The organism is Lactobacillus sp. ESL0791 (genome assembly GCF_029433255.1).
Classification (GTDB): domain Bacteria; phylum Bacillota; class Bacilli; order Lactobacillales; family Lactobacillaceae; genus Lactobacillus.
The window spans coordinates 1,386,287-1,402,825 of the sequence record NZ_JAQTHU010000001.1; the positions used below are offsets into that span (position 1 = coordinate 1,386,287).

Annotated in this window: 14 protein-coding genes and 1 pseudogene; 2 read left to right on the top strand and 13 right to left on the bottom strand. The window is 43.2% G+C overall.

The window, feature by feature from the left end:
* Positions 1 to 74 precede the first annotated feature (74 nt).
* The 8 genes and pseudogenes from carB to PT285_RS06930 all read right to left on the bottom strand — a co-directional run bounded on the left by carB (position 75) and on the right by PT285_RS06930 (position 9,108).
* On the bottom strand, positions 75 to 3,257 hold the full coding sequence (carB, locus tag PT285_RS06895; protein ID WP_277149024.1) for a carbamoyl-phosphate synthase large subunit: 3,183 nt from the start codon (positions 3,255 to 3,257) through the stop codon (positions 75 to 77).
* 4 nt (positions 3,258 to 3,261) lie between these two features.
* Complete coding sequence (gene carA / locus PT285_RS06900) at positions 3,262 to 4,335, bottom strand: glutamine-hydrolyzing carbamoyl-phosphate synthase small subunit (protein ID WP_277149026.1); 1,074 nt, start codon at positions 4,333 to 4,335, stop codon at positions 3,262 to 3,264.
* Positions 4,335 to 5,609, bottom strand: a complete 1,275-nt coding sequence (locus PT285_RS06905; protein WP_277149028.1) for a dihydroorotase — start codon at positions 5,607 to 5,609, stop codon at positions 4,335 to 4,337. The genes carA and PT285_RS06905 overlap by 1 nt, the downstream gene beginning before the upstream one ends.
* Entirely contained in the window at positions 5,609 to 6,565 is a 957-nt protein-coding gene (locus PT285_RS06910; protein ID WP_277149030.1) for an aspartate carbamoyltransferase catalytic subunit, read from the bottom strand. The genes PT285_RS06905 and PT285_RS06910 overlap by 1 nt, the downstream gene beginning before the upstream one ends.
* 149 nt (positions 6,566 to 6,714) lie before the next feature.
* A complete protein-coding gene (gene pyrR, locus PT285_RS06915) occupies positions 6,715 to 7,257 on the bottom strand; it encodes a bifunctional pyr operon transcriptional regulator/uracil phosphoribosyltransferase PyrR (RefSeq protein ID WP_277149032.1) in 543 nt (180 codons plus the stop codon).
* A gap of 173 nt (positions 7,258 to 7,430) precedes the next feature.
* On the bottom strand, positions 7,431 to 8,354 hold the full coding sequence (locus tag PT285_RS06920) for a dihydroorotate dehydrogenase (protein ID WP_277149034.1): 924 nt from the start codon (positions 8,352 to 8,354) through the stop codon (positions 7,431 to 7,433).
* A gap of 224 nt (positions 8,355 to 8,578) precedes the next feature.
* Positions 8,579 to 8,855 (bottom strand): annotated as a pseudogene (locus tag PT285_RS06925) (Txe/YoeB family addiction module toxin).
* Positions 8,848 to 9,108 carry a type II toxin-antitoxin system Phd/YefM family antitoxin gene (locus PT285_RS06930; protein ID WP_277149036.1) on the bottom strand — a complete coding sequence of 87 codons (261 nt, stop codon included), beginning with the start codon at positions 9,106 to 9,108 and terminating at the stop codon, positions 8,848 to 8,850. Before PT285_RS06930 ends, PT285_RS06925 begins: the two are co-directional and overlap by 8 nt.
* A 381-nt stretch (positions 9,109 to 9,489) precedes the next feature.
* Here PT285_RS06930 and pyrF point away from each other — a divergent pair, with 381 nt between their 5' ends.
* The gene (gene pyrF, locus PT285_RS06935) at positions 9,490 to 10,197 is read left to right on the top strand and encodes an orotidine-5'-phosphate decarboxylase (RefSeq protein ID WP_277149038.1); all 708 of its coding nucleotides are present in this window, start codon (positions 9,490 to 9,492) and stop codon (positions 10,195 to 10,197) included.
* A gap of 1 nt (position 10,198) precedes the next feature.
* Positions 10,199 to 10,834 carry an orotate phosphoribosyltransferase gene (pyrE, locus tag PT285_RS06940; RefSeq protein ID WP_277149040.1) on the top strand — a complete coding sequence of 212 codons (636 nt, stop codon included), beginning with the start codon at positions 10,199 to 10,201 and terminating at the stop codon, positions 10,832 to 10,834.
* Between the two features lie 204 nt (positions 10,835 to 11,038).
* Here pyrE and PT285_RS06945 read toward each other — a convergent pair whose 3' ends face one another.
* The 5 genes from PT285_RS06945 to PT285_RS06965 all read right to left on the bottom strand — a co-directional run bounded on the left by PT285_RS06945 (position 11,039) and on the right by PT285_RS06965 (position 16,505).
* Positions 11,039 to 12,220, bottom strand: coding sequence for an MFS transporter (locus PT285_RS06945; protein WP_374211467.1), 1,182 nt, complete (start codon positions 12,218 to 12,220; stop codon positions 11,039 to 11,041).
* 185 nt (positions 12,221 to 12,405) lie between these two features.
* Complete coding sequence (gene glnA / locus PT285_RS06950; RefSeq protein WP_277149042.1) at positions 12,406 to 13,743, bottom strand: type I glutamate--ammonia ligase; 1,338 nt, start codon at positions 13,741 to 13,743, stop codon at positions 12,406 to 12,408.
* Positions 13,744 to 13,856: 113 nt separating this feature from the next.
* Positions 13,857 to 15,110 (bottom strand): methionine gamma-lyase family protein, encoded by a 1,254-nt coding sequence (locus PT285_RS06955; protein WP_277149044.1) that lies wholly within the window; start codon positions 15,108 to 15,110, stop codon positions 13,857 to 13,859.
* A complete protein-coding gene (miaA, locus tag PT285_RS06960) occupies positions 15,103 to 16,023 on the bottom strand; it encodes a tRNA (adenosine(37)-N6)-dimethylallyltransferase MiaA (RefSeq protein ID WP_277149046.1) in 921 nt (306 codons plus the stop codon). The genes PT285_RS06955 and miaA overlap by 8 nt, the downstream gene beginning before the upstream one ends.
* Positions 16,024 to 16,100: 77 nt before the next feature.
* Positions 16,101 to 16,505: a rhodanese-like domain-containing protein gene (locus tag PT285_RS06965; protein WP_277149048.1), complete on the bottom strand. Its 405-nt coding sequence runs from the start codon at positions 16,503 to 16,505 to the stop codon at positions 16,101 to 16,103.
* Between the last annotated feature and the right edge of the window lie 34 nt (positions 16,506 to 16,539).

Here is a 16,539-nt window from a genome sequence, read left to right on the forward strand (position 1 = left end):
TACTTCCTAATAACTATTTTATAAGAAGTAAATTCTTTCATTTATACAAAAGCAATAAAGACAGAATTGCTTTTCTACTTCAAACTGACCGCGCTTAAGCCCCGATTTTCTAACGCTGTTAATAATGCGGCCACCGTATCCAAACTGGTAAGAAGTGGAACATTCTGTTGAATCGCAGTTTGCCTGATCACAAAGCCATCGGAATTTTGCGCCACATCATGTCCCATCGTGTTAACTACCAAATCAATCTTGCCGCTCTTTAAACTAGTTAGCAAATTACGATCATCATTTTCATGAATCTTAGCTAATACTGTAACATGCAGACCATTTTGATGTAAAAAGGCAGCTGTACCTTTGGTCGCAAAAATTCGGTACCCTACTTTGGCAAAACGCTCTGCCAGCGGTAAAATTTTTTCTTTATCTTGATCCTCAATTGTCAGCAGCACACTGCCGTTATCCGGAATTTTCATATTGGCGCCAGCAAATGCCTTAAATAAGGCTTTCGGATAAGAATAATCACTACCCATGACCTCACCCGTCGATTTCATTTCCGGCCCTAAGTAACTGTCAACATCGGCCAGCTTGCTGAAAGAAAAGACCGGTGCCTTAACGCTGATTAATTTTGGTTCAGGCGCCAGGCCATCTTCATAGCCCTGTTCTTGCAGGCTTTGGCCCATAATTACCTTAGTTGCCACTTGCGCCATTTCAATGCCGGTAATTTTACTCAAAAACGGCACGGTTCGGCTGGCCCGCGGGTTAACTTCGATAATATAGATTTCACCATTGCGTTCAATAAATTGAATATTCATGATGCCGCGGCAATTGAGAGCCAGAGCCAATTCCTTGGTGATTTTAGCAATTTTATCTTCAATTTTGCGCGTAAAAGTCTGCGCCGGATAAACCGCCATTGAGTCACCCGAATGGACGCCGGCATGCTCAATGTGTTCCATGATCCCGGGAATGAGGACGCGCTCTCCGTCGCAAATTGCATCAACGTCACACTCATTACCGTCAAGGTAATCATCAATCAAAATTGGGTGACTCTGCGCAATATCCGCATGTTCACGCAGATATTTTTCCAGTTCACTTTGATCATAGACAATTTCCATTGCCCGTCCGCCCAGAACGTAGCTTGGCCGCACTAAAACCGGATAGCCCAATTTAGCTGCCGCTGCCAAGACACCAGCATGACTGGTAGCCGTGATTCCTTGTGGCTGCTTCAAGCCTAACTTTTTAACAATTTCGTCAAATAGTTCACGGTCCTCAGCTCGATCCAAATCCTTAACACTGGTACCCAAAATCTTAATGCCATTCTTCTCAAGACCTGCTGCCAGATTGATTGCGGTTTGTCCACCAAACTGAATAATCACCCCTTCTGGCTGCTCAAGGTCACAAACATTGAGCACATCTTCTAATGTCAAAGGCTCAAAATAAAGTTTATCAGAAATCGAAAAATCGGTCGAAACTGTTTCCGGATTGGAATTGATAACAATCGCTTCATAACCCAGTTGCTGCAGAGCTTTAACACAGTGAACAGTTGCGTAATCAAATTCGACACCTTGACCGATTCTGATAGGCCCAGAACCAATCACCAGGACAGATTTTTTATCCGTTTTTCGACTTTCATTTTCTTCATCATAAGTTGAATAAAAATACGGTGTATGTGAAGCAAATTCGCCAGCACATGTGTCAACCATTTTATAAACTGGAATAATCTTGTTTTGTTGCCGCAGCTTACGCACTTCCGCGGGTGTTTTCCGCCACAAGCGTGCAATCGTCTCATCACTAAAACCATACTTTTTGGCTTCTTTTAAAATTTCCAGGTTACCCGCATTTTCTGTGATTGTTTTTTCTAGTTCAATTAAATGTGCCACAAGATCCAAAAAGTAAAAGTTAATCTTCGTCAACTCATGCAAATCACTAATCTTATAGCCTCGGCGAAAAGCCTCAGCTAGGTAAAAAAGTCGATCATCCTGGGCCTTAACCAATTTATTTTCTAAATCCTCATCGCTTGCAGCATGAGCTTCTTCAGAAAACAAATCTTTTTCACTGATTTCTAGTGAACGAACAGCTTTTTGCAAGGCCTCTTCGCCCGTTCGACCAATAGCCATTACCTCCCCCGTTGCCTTCATTTGTGTTCCCAAAGTTCGGTCAGCGCGGGGAAACTTGTCAAAGGGCCAGCGGGGAATTTTGCAGACAACATAATCAAGCGCTGGTTCAAATTCCGCAAAGGTTGTGCCAGTGACCGGATTTTTAATTTCATCTAAAGTTAGGCCAACGGCAATCTTAGCGGCCATCTTGGCGATCGGATAGCCGGTTGCCTTGGAAGCCAAAGCAGAAGATCGTGAAACCCGCGGATTAACCTCAATCACATCATAATTAAAACTATTGGGATCAAGTGCCAGCTGCACGTTGCACCCGCCCTCAATTTTAAGTGCACGAATCAAGCGCAATGAACAGTCGCGCAGCATCTGGTATTCTCTGTCAGATAGGGTCTGCGAGGGTGAAAAGACAATCGAATCTCCCGTATGAATTCCCACCGGATCAAAATTCTCCATGCAGCAGACAATCATCGCGTTATCATCATGATCGCGCATCACCTCAAATTCAATTTCTTTATAGCCGGCAATTGATTGCTCAATCAAACACTCGGTAACTGGCGACAATTCCAAGCCATTTTTTGCAACATGCGCTAGTTCCTCACGGTTCTTGCAAATACCGCCGCCGGTGCCGCCCATGGTAAAAGCCGGCCGGACAATAATCGGATAACCAATTTCATCACCAAACGCTAAAGCAGCGGCCACATTATTAATGTTTTTTGATGGTGGGACCGGCTCACCCAGTTTTTGACATAATTCCTTAAACTTTTCGCGATCTTCAGCCTGTTCAATCGAAGCCAATTTAGTTCCCAAAAGTTCAATTTTTAATTCATCAAGAATGCCGCTTTTGGCTAACTCTAGTGCCATATTTAAACCAACCTGACCGCCTAATGTTGGCAAAATTGCGTCGGGATATTCCTGACGAATAATCCGCGTTAACGAGGGTAAAGTCAGTGGCTCAAGGTATACTTTGTCTGCGATTTCTGTGTCGGTCATGATCGTTGCTGGATTTGAATTAACCAGCACCACCTCGTAACCTTCTTCTTTGAGTGCCAGACAGGCTTGGGTGCCGGAATAATCAAATTCCGCGGCCTGACCAATGATAATCGGGCCCGAGCCAATAACCATAATTTTATGAATATCTGTTCGTTTAGGCATATCTTTAGCCTTCCTTTCTCTGGTCAATCACTTGCATGAAGTAATCAAATAACGATGTTTCATCATGCGGCCCCGGCGTTGCGTCCGGATGAAACTGCACCGAAAACGCCGGATAATGTTTATGCTGCAGGCCTTCAACGGTCCCGTCATTAACTTCGACATGTGTAATAAGCAGTTGTGCTGGATCAACTGAATCTGCCTTAACAGCATAACCATGATTTTGCGAAGTAAAACCAATATTGCCGGTCGCAATCTCCCGCACAGGATGATTAAAACCGCGGTGGCCAAACTTCATCTTGTAAGTTCTTGCGCCATTAGCCAGAGCAAAAATTTGGTGACCCATGCAAATGCCCATTAAGGGCGCATGTTGCTCAACCTCCTGCACCATTTTAACCGCTTGGGGCATGTCTTCAGGATTACCCGGACCATTTGACAGCAGCACGCCATCTGGATGATAGGCTAAAACCTGCGCAGCTGTTGCGCTTTCCGGTAACACAATGCAGTTGCAGTCACGCTTACTGAGCTCCCGCAAAATACTATGTTTAAGGCCAAAATCAATTACCACAATATTGCGTTTAGCACCCGGCACTGGATAAGCAGTTTTGGTAGATACTTGTTTGATAATGTTATGCATTGCCGGTAAATGCTGCAATTCTTTAACGATTGCAGTAGCATCAGCTGCAGAAGCGGCAATTTTGCCCCGCAAAGTCCCGTGAACCCGCAATTTTTTCACTAAAGCCCGGGTATCAATACCCTGAATTCCAGGTATCCCCAGAGTCTCCAAAAACTGCGGCAGGCTGGCCTGCATGCGCCAACTATCAGGACGACGGGCTAATTGATGACAAATTACGCCTTTGATCCCAGGTTTCAGCGATTCATAATCAGCTAAGGTAACCCCATAATTGCCAATCAAGGGGTTAGTAAAAACCAGGATTTGTCCCGCATAAGACTGGTCAGTAATCGCCTCTTGGTAACCGGTCATCCCCGTTGTGAAAACTACCTCACCGCTGGTTTCAAGCTCTGCACCAAAACCTGCGCCTTGATAAATACTGCCATCTTCTAAAATTAAGTAACGCATTAAGCTTGCTCCTTTTGGTAAACAATTTTGCCAGCAACCATGGTTAACACTGTTTGCCCATAAACTTCATCCCCAGTAAACGGCGAGTTAATCGCCTTAGAGCAATAATCCTGCTCCTTAATTCGCTTAACATGCGCAAGGTCGAAGATAGCTAGATCCGCTGGCATGCCTGGTTCAAGCATGCCAGCATTTTTCAGGCCAAAAACCTGCGCCGGCTTAATCGTCAGCCAGTTAAGCAATTCTGTTAAGGTAAAAATGCCCGGTTTAACAAATTTGGTATACAACTCGCTAAAGGCCGTTTCACTGCCGGTTATGCCAAAGGCCGCCTTAGCGATGCCGCCAGTTTTTTCCTGTAACGCGTGTGGTGCATGGTCGGTCGCAATCATATCAATTGTGCCGTCAAGAAGGCCCGCAATTAAAGCTGCTTGGTCATTTTTAGTGCGCAGGGGCGGATTCATCTTGTAATAAGCATCATCACTTACAAGGTCATCTTCGGTCAAAAGCAGATGATGCGGCGCGACTTCACAGGTAACATTAATTCCCTGCTTTTTTGCCATACGAATCAGACAAACACTGGTTTTAGTCGAAACATGGCAAACATGATAATGGACACCCGTTTTCTGAGCTAGTAATAAATCACGAGCAATTTGCGTGGTTTCCGCTAATTCGCTGATCGGTCGTAACGCTAGCTTCTCAGCAGCCGGGCCCTCATTAACAACGCCGTGATTAAACAGTGAATCATCTTGTGCGTGCACTGCAACCAGCAGTTGATTTTCCCTGGCTTGCTGCATTGCCGAATACATCGTTTGGGCATTCTGCACGCCTTTGCCATCATTACTTAAGGCAAAGGCACCGGCTTGTTTCAAAGCAGCGTAGTCTGGCAGCTCATCTGTATCTTCATTTTTGGTAATGGGCCCGTACTGCAAAATATGAACGCGGCCATTGGTTTGATTATTTTGCACCATTTTACTCATTAAAGCCGGTGTATCTGGAACCGGCAGCACATTGGGCATTGCACCTACCGTCGTAAAACCGCCGCGGGCAGCAGCGAGCGAGCCCGTAATCACATCTTCTTTATAAGTTTGCCCGGGATCGCGATAATGAACATGCAAATCAACTAAGCCAGGGCTAACTAACAAGTTGCTAGCGTCAATTATGTGTTCCGCAGTTAGATTGTTGCCCAAAGTTTGAATTTGCTTGTCAGCAATTAGAACGTCAGTATGTAATAACCGCCCATTTTGAAAAACTAAGCCATGTTTGATCACTGTCGCCATCAGCATAAGCCTCCTAATTTTCGTCCCCGTAAAACTGCTTCGAGCATCGCCATCCGCATAAAGACGCCATTGTGCATTTGCCTGGCAAACATTGACTTGGGTGCTTCAACCAAACTGCTAGCTAATTCAACGCCGCGATTAATTGGACCCGGGTGCATAATAATTGCATTTTCTTGCAAGCGGTCATAACGTTTTTTATTAATGCCATAATCAGCGTGATAGGCGGCTTGATCAAATTTGCGCTCGTTTAAATCGCCGCTGTGGCGTTCGTGTTGCACCCGTAACAGCATTAACACATCAACTTTTTCAAGGATGTCATCAAGCGCAACATATTTGCCATATTCGTCAAACTTTTGGTTATACCAGTAACTTGGACCGGAAAAGTAAATCTGTGCGCCTAATTTATGCAGCAGTTCCATGTTGCTGCGAGCGACACGGGAATTTGTAATATCACCAACAATTGCCACTTTCAGCCCTGCAAAATGACCAAAATGCTCATAAATTGTCATCATATCCAGCAAACATTGCGAAGGGTGCTGGCCGCTGCCATCACCTGCATTGACAATTCCGATATTCAAGTGTTGATTTTGTTCTGGATGAATTAACTGCTCGTAATAATTATTTTCGGAATGCCTAATCACCTCAAGATCAATTCCTAACGATGCCATCGTTAACGAGGTATCATACAGAGTTTCACCCTTGTTAACGGAGCTATGCGCTGCATCAAAGGGGATAACCGTTAAACCAAGTTTGCGTTCAGCCACCTCAAAGCTGGTGTGGGTACGGCTGGAATTTTCAAAAAACATGTTAACCGCATAAACCGGATGGGTTAGCTGCAGAACTGCTCCGCCCCGTTTAAAATACTCGGCTCGGGTAATCAAGGCTTGAACCTCGGCAACTTGCAAATCTTCGACACTGACAAAATGCGGTAATGAAACTAGCTGATAATCTCTCATTTTTACTTCTTTCTAAAAAAATAAGCCTAGGGCATTTAATTGCTCTAGGCGTACAAGCGGCTCCTTCTTCTAAAAAATAATATCAGAAAAAGCACAACCGTTCTGGCCCTCTCTGGAGTCAATTAAATGGTTGAATTAATTTTATGTTTTTATTCTGGTAGTGCTCTCAGTTCAACGGCATCCCTGCCATCAACTTCCTGCACGTTGACCGCAACCTGTTCTTGGGAAGAGGTTGGAATATTTTTTCCGACAAAATCGGCCCGAATTGGCAACTCGCGGTGACCACGGTCGATTAGAACTGCAACCGCAATCGAACTTGGGCGACCAACATCCATTAACGCATCCATTGCCGCGCGAATCGTGCGTCCGGTATAGATCACGTCATCAACCAAAATCACGTGCTTATCATTGATTTCTACGTCAATTTCTGTCGAATTGACAACAGGATCCTGCTTCAAGCTCGCATCATGCCGATCATCCCGATAAAGGGTAATATCCAGCTGACCTACGGGAACATCGACGCCTTCCAGTTTTTTAATCCGGTCATGAATTCGCTGTGCGAGATAAATGCCGCGCGTCTTAATACCGATTAGAACCAGATCCTGCGTTCCACGATTACGCTCAATAATCTCGTAAGTAATTCGCGTGAGTGCCCGCTTCATTGCCAAAGCATCCCAAATTTCTTTTGCCATTGTTACCTCCAATTCTGCCCATAAAAATACTCCTAATCCGCTTGTGAGTAGGAGCAGTATAAGTCATAAAATAACTTTAGTTACTTTTCCTTGCTAGCCTCACAGGACTAATTTCAAAGGACATTGATTAGTTTTAAATATACTTGGTCTTATTTTACTTGTCAACCAAAAACTCAATTAAATTCCACTTGACCGACAAGTTCGTTAATATCCTTCACATGCAATTGGTCAAGTAATTCGGTTAAATCAGCTGCAATGTGCGGGCAAGCAAGCGGATCGTGAAAATGCGCGCTGCCGACGGCTACCGCACTAGCACCAGCCAACATAAATTCAACAACATCTTCGGCACTGCTGATTCCGCCCATCCCAATTAGCGGCAGAGAAACCGCCTGATGAACTTGATTGACCATGCGAAGTGCAATTGCTTTAACACTAGATCCCGATAGGCCACCCATGTTATTACCAAGAAGCGGCTTTCTGCTTTTAATATCAATGCGCATCCCTAAAACCGTATTGATCAGTGATAAGCCATCGGCACCACCCGCTTCCGCGGCCCGCGCAATTTCCGTAATATCGGTCACATTAGGCGTTAATTTGACATAAATTGGAACAGCAACGATAGCCTTGATTTTTTTCGTCAATTTTTCGACCAGTTCTGGATGAATGCCAAAAGCCATCCCGCCTTTAGCCACATTAGGACAAGAGACGTTGATTTCCAAAGCATTGATTAAGTTAGAGGCCGCAAGTTTCTGTGCTACTTCTAGATATCCAGCTTCACTGCCGGCACCAACACTGGCAATAATTGGTAAATCGGGATATTGCTGACGCAGCGCCGGCAATTTTTCTGCAACAACTGCGTCTACTCCAGGATTGGTCAAGCCGACCGAATTTAAAACACTGTCATCTAACACGGCAATCTGCGGCTGCGGATTACCCTTTCTCGCCTTTGGGGTCGTCGTTTTTATTACTAGTGCTCCTAACTCGTTCAGGTCAAACTTTTTGGCAGCCGGAACATCGCCAAAACCAAAAGTGCCGCTTGCTGGCATCAAAGGATTCTTTAATTCAAGTCCTGGTAATTTCACGCTAATTTTTGTCATAATTTCCTCCAAAATGAATGCTCACTGTCATTCGTTTATTTTGCAATTATTGTACATGTCTTTGCGGAATTTTAAAATAGAAATTTGAATTTTAAATTTTTTATTCGCTTATTATCGGCTGCTTCCTTTACATTACATAATCAATATAATTTTGTAAATTTAAGAAAACATTGGTCAGATATTCCGATTTAATCCCAAAAATGCTTATCTGCTTTTACTAACAGCTAATGCTCATAATGTTTAGCTGCAGACAAAACATAGATAGTATCTCCTTCTATTCTATAAATGAGACGATGTTCTTGTGTAATTCTACGCGACCAAACATTTTTACTGGTGATATATTTTAACGGTTCTGGTTTCCCCAGTCCTTTGTAAGGGTGACGATCAATATCTCTTATTAGCTTATTAATTTTTTTAATATTTTTTAATAATTGTCTTGTCATTAAGATCGTGCCAATACATGTAATCGTTCCAGCCCTGATCTGTCCATGCCTTAATTATCAATTAATTCATAGTACTTTGCTTTCCCAGCATCAATTTGCGCATTCCCTTGTTTAATTTTCTCCATTAAATTTGAATCGCTCATAATTTTAAGATTTTCTATCATATTGTCATAATCCGTTTTAGATAATAAAACAGCTGAGTTCTTAGTGCTGTTGTGACTGGTAATCAAAATAGTTGACGAATTATCATTAACATCTGTCATATAACTTTTTAGGTTCTTCCTAAATTCTGTAAATGCTACGGCTTCCATAATATCAGCTCCTTATTCGTAATTGTACCACAGTAGGTACTTATTTTTAACAAAATTGTGTCTGGGAAAAAACTATGCTTTTCAAAAATATTATTGTAAATATCTTTAAAGTTTGTAACTTTTTGTAGTGTAATCCAGACAAAAGATTGTATCAGAAAAGGAATGTTAGTTTTTTATTCTAACATTCCTTTTTGATTTGAATTTTTTCCCAGACACGGGCAAAATAAAAAAATTTGAATTTTAGTTTTACTAATGGTATTCTCAATAACAGCAAACTTTAAACGGTACAGAGAGACCGCAAGTTAACTTTAACTTAGAATCAAACTAGAAGTCTACTTCGGCCCTCTCTGTGCTCAAGTAGATTTTTTATTTGGAGGATTTATGGAAAAACCAGTTTTTGTTGCCTTAGATCTAGATGACGAAGAAAAATTAAACCGCATTTTGCCTAAATTAGGTGCGCCGCAAGAAACCTATCTCAAGATTGGGATGGAACTTTTTTATAATTCTGGCAGCCAGGTTGTTAAAAAATTGGTTGCACAAGGCTACAAAATTTTTCTTGATCTCAAACTGCACGACATTCCCAATACCGTATATAACGGTGCCAAACAACTGGCAGGATTGGGTGTTTATTGCATAACTGTTCATGCCCTTGGCGGCAGCCAAATGATCGGTGCCGCTAAGGACGGGTTAATTGCCGGAACCCCGAATAACCAAAGTGTTCCTAAATTGCTTGCGGTCACCGAACTGACCTCAATTTCCGACACGATTTTAAAATACGAACAAAATTGCTCACTTGAAATGACTGACCAAGTAATCAGCCTAGCTAAAACCGCCAAAAAAGCACGCGCAGACGGAGTGATTTGTTCACCTCTGGAAGTAACAAAACTGCGCCAGGAAGTCGGCAATGATTTCCTCTATGTGACCCCTGGAATTCGGCCCGAAGGCAGCGCCAATGATGATCAAGTACGAACAACCACACCGAAAAAAGCCAAAGAATTAGGCGCAAGCGCCATCGTTGTTGGCCGCCCGATTACCTTAGCCAGCGACCCCCAAGCAGCCTACCAAGCAATCAAAAAGGAGTTTAATTAAAATGCATCAGGAAGAAATTATTGCTAAATTAATTGAAGAAAAAATTATCACTATTTCACCGGATAAACCTTTTACTTATGCCAGTGGAATGCTGTCACCGGTTTACACCGATTTGCGCTTAACGGTTTCTTATCCCGACCTGCGCGACTGGATTGCCAGTGACTTGGCTAAACTGATCAAAGAAAAATTCCCCAAGGTTTCAATTATCGGTGGGGTAGCAACTGCCGGGATTCCCCACGCCGCATGGGTAGCTGCCAAATTGCAACTACCGATGATTTATGTTCGGCCGAAGCCGAAGGATCATGGCAAGGGCAGACAAATTGAGGGTCGCTTCAATAAACAAGACCAGATTGTGTTAATCGACGATTTAATTACGACTGGCGGTTCGGTTTTAAATGCTGTTCAGGCAACCAAAAATGAAGGCGGAAATGTCATTGGTGTCAGCTCAATTTTTACCTATTATCTGCCAGATGCCAAAAATAATTTTGCAAAAGCAAATGTTCCCTTTGCGCCTCTACTTTCCTATCCCGAATTATTAGCTAAAGAAAAAGAGCTGAATTATATCAGCTCTAACCAATATGAAGCTTTAAAAACTTGGCACCAAGATCCGTGGGCATGGGGTAAGAAATTTAATTGACAATATTCAATAAACTTTAGAAGAATATTATGAATCTTTTTCGATAATTACCGTTCTTCTAGTGAAATTGAAAAAAGAATCTAGTAAATTAAATCCAATAATCGAAAAGAATCAACTTAGATTTAAATAAATTATACAGCTCAAAATTAAAAAAGCTCATTAAGACGAATAACCATCTTAATGAGCTTTTTTATGCAATATACTTTAATGCTGTTTGATTGCCGCATTCAAGCGTTTGCGGTAACACAGGTAAACAATAATCATCAATGGAATTAACACCAGCTCCACTGGATAAAAGAATTTTACCGGGAGGATACTGTCAACGATGCCCGATAGAATTGGCCCCAGCGACATCCCAATGTCTAAGCCTAAATAAAAAGTGCTGCTGGCTAAGCCCTGCTCACTAATTGGCGCAAGCAGCAGCGCCGTTGACTGCAAAACCGAATAGATGACACCGTAGCCGACAGCCATTCCAGCTGCCCCCAGCATCATCTGCCAATTATTTTTCATCAAGGCAAGACAAAGAATATAGAATGCGGTCGCAACCGTGCTGAGCCAGAACCAGACGCCAAAACGCACGGTATCAAACAAATCTTTCAAACCAATCCGAATTACTAGTAAAATTACGGCATAGATTAGAAAGAATGAACCAACGGCGATGTGCAAATGCCGCTGTTCAACATAAGTTACAAGGTCAGCCTGCGTTGAGAAATACGGCAAAGCAAAAAGTGTTGTGAGCATGGCCACCGGTAAAACGTTCCATTCAATGATTTTAAAATGCTTTGTCTTGTTTGCCGCCTGCTCTTTTTTGATCGGCTGCGCATGATTGCCAACAAACTGAATGGCAACAATCATTAGCAGTGACGAAACAGCCGAAGCAATGATCGCGGTCCGGTAGCCGATTTTTTGATAAATACTAATGGCCAGCGCCGGTGCAACCGCCATTGCCAAGGCGTTCATCAGCCCGTAAAAACCCATCGCCTTCCCGACATGCTGCCGCGGCACCAAGAATGCCAGCCAAGTAGTCATGCAGACCGTGCACAGAACGTAGCCGGCACCGTTAATCAAGCGAAAAAGAAGGAGCCAGCCACTGGCAGGAGCAAAAATATAGCCAAGGATGCCGATAAAAATCAAAATCCCGCCAATTAGGGACAAACGATACTTAGAAAATTTATCGGTTAAATTTCCTGCTACCGGCCGTAAAAACATGGCAGCAATGCTCATAATGCCAACAATCAAGCCGGCAAAAGCGCCGCTTGCACCCAAACTTTTGGCGTAGCCGTTAATCAGCGGATTAACAAACATCGTGCTAAACATGAAGAAAAACGATGCCGCCATCACTAAAATTACATCTTTGGTATAAATTTTGCCCTTGCTTTTCGTCACTTTTATTCCTCCCAAACAATCTTTTTTAATTTTAGCACTTACTCTATTGGCTGTTAAACCGCAAAAATAATTTTCAGTTTCTATTATAATTAACAAAAAGTATAAGGTACGAAAGACATGCTTTTTAGGCAAAAAAGAAACACCTGAATATTCAGATGTTCTTTAAAAGATTATATTCTTATTTTTTAATAACCCATATAGCGGTTGCGTTCCCAATCAGAGACAGTTTGCGTGTATTGCGCCCATTCTAACTCTTTCGAGCATACAAAACTCTGTGTCAAATGCTTACCTAAAGCATCTTGAATCAGCTGGTCATCCTTAAAGGCTTTGAGAGCATTGTGCAAAGTTGATGGTAATGGCTTGATGCCTAGCTTTTCCCGTTCCTTTTCTGTCATTTCAAACAGATTTGAGCTAATCGGCTTCATCGGCAGCTTTTTCTCCTTGATGCCGGCAAGACCAGCAGCAAGACATGCTGCCAAAAGCAAATATGGGTTAGCCGTTGGGTCAGCTGAGCGCATCTCTAAGCGAGTATTTAGTTCCTCGGCCGACGGAATCCGCACCATCGGTGACCTATTTTTAGCTGCCCAGGAAATGTAAACCGGTGCTTCAAAGCCAGGAATAAGCCGTTTATAGGAATTAACCGTTGGGTTGCCAACAGCAGTAATTGCCCGTGCATGTTCCAAAATACCATTCAAGAAATACAGCGCCGTTTTCGACAAATGAAATTGGCCATCCTTGTCATAGAAAGTATTTTTGTCACCCTTAAACAGCGACATGTTGGTGTGCATCCCGTTGCCAGCTTGACCCTGCAACGGTTTGGCCATGAAGGTTGCAAATAAGCCATGCTTTTTAGCAACTTCACGGACAACCATCTTGAAGGTCTGCACCCGGTCGGCCGTAGCCAAGGCATTGTCGAACTTAAAGTCAATTTCCTGCTGCCCGTCACCTACTTCATGGTGGGCCGCCTCAACCTCAAAGCCGATACTTTCCAGCGTTTCCACAATATCGCGCCGGCATGCGGCACTTTCATCGTTTGATGTCATGTCAAAATATGACGCATGATCGGGCACTTCAGTCGTCCAATTACCATCCTGATCCAATTTAAGCAGATGGAACTCGGCTTCAAAGCCAATGTTAAAAGCGGAAAAGCCCATCTCCTTCATTTCTTGGGTAACCCGTTTCAAATTATTGCGCGGATCACCGGTGAACGGCTCACCGTTGGTCATATGTACCGAACAAATCAAGCGGCCAATTTTACCGCCATGATTATCGGTCCACGGCAACACCGCCCAGGTTGAAAAATCCGGATATAAAACCATGTCGCTCTCTTCCAGACGCACAAAGCCATCAATTGAAGAACCATCAAAACGGATATCATTACTCAAAACTTTATCAAGCTGACTTGTCGGCACTTCAACCGCCTTCAAAGTCCCATTAATATCGGTAAACGCTAAGCGTAAAAAGCGCACATCGTTATCCGTCACGCTTTGTTTAATATCCTCTGCAGTAATTGTTTTACTCATTAATTTTTCACCTATCTAGCCTAACTAAACACAAAATTGGTACAGTCCTAAAATTTGCTTAGAACTTGATTATTACAATAGCAGAGCATATGTAAAAAGTCAAATTGGTCTACTTAATTTTTATCTTTAAAAAACATTTCGTTAACCACGTTGGTGATGGCAATCTTAACATGGGCAAAAGTCAGCCCACCTTGCATATAAATTGCGTACGGTGGCCTAATTGGACCGTCCCCAGAAAATTCCACGGTTGACCCCTCGACAAAAGTTCCATCTGCCATCACAACCTTGTCTTCATAGCCGCTGTCGTGACTCGGAACCGGCTCAACAAAGGAGTTAACCGGAGAATTTGCTTGAAGCAGACGGGCAAACTTAATCATCTTATCCTTATCATGAAAAATAACTGTCTGAATCAGATCTGTTCGTTCTTCATTCCAATGCGGTGAAACTTCCACACCCATTTTTTCTAACAAGGCAGAAGAATAAATCATGCCCTTGATCGCACTGCCAGTAACGTTCGGAGAAATAAACAAGCCTTCGTAATAATCCATATTATTATTCAAACTAGCTCCCTCGGTGCGGCCAATTCCGGCAGCGGTCAGGCGGGCAGCGGTATTTTCAATCAGTTCATGCTTGCCGACAACATAGCCGCCGACCTTAGCAATGCCGCCGCCGGCATTTTTAATCAGCGAACCCGCCATAATATCGGCGCCATATTCGGTCGCCTCATGTTTTTCGGAAAACTCGCCGTAACAATTATCAATAAAAATAATGCTCTTGGGGCTGACCTCTTTGATCATGGCAATCATCGGCCTAATTTTGGCAATCGTAAAACTTTGGCGCGGATCATAACCGCGTGAACGCTGAATCGCAACTACCTTTGGCTGGTGTTCTGTCAGCAAATTCCGGGCAGCATCGTAGTCAATATCACCGTCTTTCAGGGGAACGTAAGAAAACTTGACGCCGTAACTCAGCAAACTGCCGCGTTTATCGCCAGCAATGCCGATTACCTGCTGCATTGTATCATAGGGCATCCCTGTCAGATAGGTTAACTCTTCGCTCGGAAACAGATTACCGGCAAGTGCTGCAGCCAGTGTGTGCGTCCCCGAAACAAACTGCGACCGTACCAGTGCGTCTTCTGTATGAAAAATCTCTGCATAAATTCGCTCTAACTTTTCACGCCCGCTGTCATCGGAGCCGTAACCATAAGTTCCTAATAAATCTGATTCCGAAACCTGCTGGTCTTTAAACGCCTCAAGCACTTTATTTTGGTTATAAAGCACATTATCATCAATTTTTGCCAGCTGAGGAGCAATCTGCTGGTCCACTTCTTTAACGATTTCTTGTAATTTTTCCGGCCAATTATTCATTTAGCCATTCCTCAACTTTCATTAAAATCTTTTGTTCACACATGGTGTCATTTAAGGGATCAAACCATATGACCGGCAACTGGTGCCGAAAATATGTTAGTTGCCGCTTGGCATAACGCCGCGAAGCCGTTTTTAATGCGGTAACACAAGCAGCCAAGTCCTTTTCCCCGGCAAAATACGGAAAAAATTCCTTGTAACCAATTGCCTGCAAGATTTGGTGTTCATCCTGCCGGTGGTCATAGATAAATTTGGCTTCAGCAAGAAGTCCTTCCTGCAGCATTTGGTCAACCCGCAAATTAATCCGGCGGTAAATTTCCTGCCGGTCAGAATTCAGCCCAATGATTAGGTAATCATAACGGGGTAAAATCTCCTGCTGCTGCGCGGAAAATTTCTGCCCTGTGCGTTCAATCACCGTCAGTGCCCGCAAAACACGCCGCGAATTATTTACAGGAATCTTCGCGGCGGCTGCTGGATCCCTTTCTTCCAGCAGCTGCCATAATTTATTGGGACCATTAGCCGCCAAATACTTTTCATAAATCGGTGAAGACCTAGCATTAATCTGATTTTTTTCACCCAGCTGCATTTCATTGAGCAGGGCATTAACGTAAAAACCGGTTCCGCCGACTATGAGCGGCAGTTTTTTCTTCTGGGCAATCACTGCAATTGCATTTGTAGCTTCGTCAACAAAGTCCTTGACCGAAAATTCCGTAAAAACCGACTGGGTATCAACCAGATAGTGCTTAACCGCTGCCTGTTCCTCAGAAGTTGCCTTTGCCGTCCCGATGCTGACTTCGCGATAGACCTGCATGGAATCACCGGAAACAATTTCCGCATTCAATTCTTGGGCTAGTTTAATTGCCAGACTAGTTTTGCCGATTGCCGTCGGACCAACAAGCGCTAATACCTTTTGCATACTCATATCCTTTTTAATCAACTAGTTAATCATAAACTAAAAAAACATTTCAGCGGAGTCCCAAAATGTTTCTTTATTTAATATTTAGATGCCTTGGTGCGACCATCCCATTCATCAAACCCATCCTTTAACCAATAAATTGAAGTGAATTTCTTCTTTTTCAAAAACCTGGCCGCACGCAGTGTCACCGTCAACGAATCCGAATAAAGGTAAACCGGCAAGTCAGGGCGCAATTCACTGTATTGGTACTTAATCATTGTATATGGCAGGCTTCTTGCGCCGTCAATGTGCTTACGCTTAAACGGTTCTTTTTCACGTAAATCAACAATCTGCGCCTTGCGCATGCCAGCCTTAAAGCCGTCATTATCCAAGCCATTGTTACCCAAACGCTTGGCCTGAATTTTATTCCACGCCCAAACGCCGACAAAGCCTAAAATAATTGCTACCAGTACAACATCTAAAATAATGATAAATTGGCTCATTGCTGCAAATTCTCTCCTCTAAAAATACTCACTT

Coding starts and splice junctions, on each gene's coding strand:
- carA (WP_277149026.1), bottom strand. CDS start 4,335: ATGCGTTACTTAATTTTAGAAGATGGCAGTATTTATCAAGGCGCAGGT.
- PT285_RS06955 (WP_277149044.1), bottom strand. CDS start 15,110: ATGAATAATTGGCCGGAAAAATTACAAGAAATCGTTAAAGAAGTGGAC.
- glnA (WP_277149042.1), bottom strand. CDS start 13,743: ATGAGTAAAACAATTACTGCAGAGGATATTAAACAAAGCGTGACGGAT.
- PT285_RS06965 (WP_277149048.1), bottom strand. CDS start 16,505: ATGAGCCAATTTATCATTATTTTAGATGTTGTACTGGTAGCAATTATT.
- pyrF (WP_277149038.1), top strand. CDS start 9,490: ATGGAAAAACCAGTTTTTGTTGCCTTAGATCTAGATGACGAAGAAAAA.
- pyrR (WP_277149032.1), bottom strand. CDS start 7,257: ATGGCAAAAGAAATTTGGGATGCTTTGGCAATGAAGCGGGCACTCACG.
- pyrE (WP_277149040.1), top strand. CDS start 10,199: ATGCATCAGGAAGAAATTATTGCTAAATTAATTGAAGAAAAAATTATC.
- PT285_RS06920 (WP_277149034.1), bottom strand. CDS start 8,354: ATGACAAAAATTAGCGTGAAATTACCAGGACTTGAATTAAAGAATCCT.
- carB (WP_277149024.1), bottom strand. CDS start 3,257: ATGCCTAAACGAACAGATATTCATAAAATTATGGTTATTGGCTCGGGC.
- PT285_RS06910 (WP_277149030.1), bottom strand. CDS start 6,565: ATGAGAGATTATCAGCTAGTTTCATTACCGCATTTTGTCAGTGTCGAA.
- PT285_RS06930 (WP_277149036.1), bottom strand. CDS start 9,108: ATGGAAGCCGTAGCATTTACAGAATTTAGGAAGAACCTAAAAAGTTAT.
- miaA (WP_277149046.1), bottom strand. CDS start 16,023: ATGCAAAAGGTATTAGCGCTTGTTGGTCCGACGGCAATCGGCAAAACT.
- PT285_RS06905 (WP_277149028.1), bottom strand. CDS start 5,609: ATGGCGACAGTGATCAAACATGGCTTAGTTTTTCAAAATGGGCGGTTA.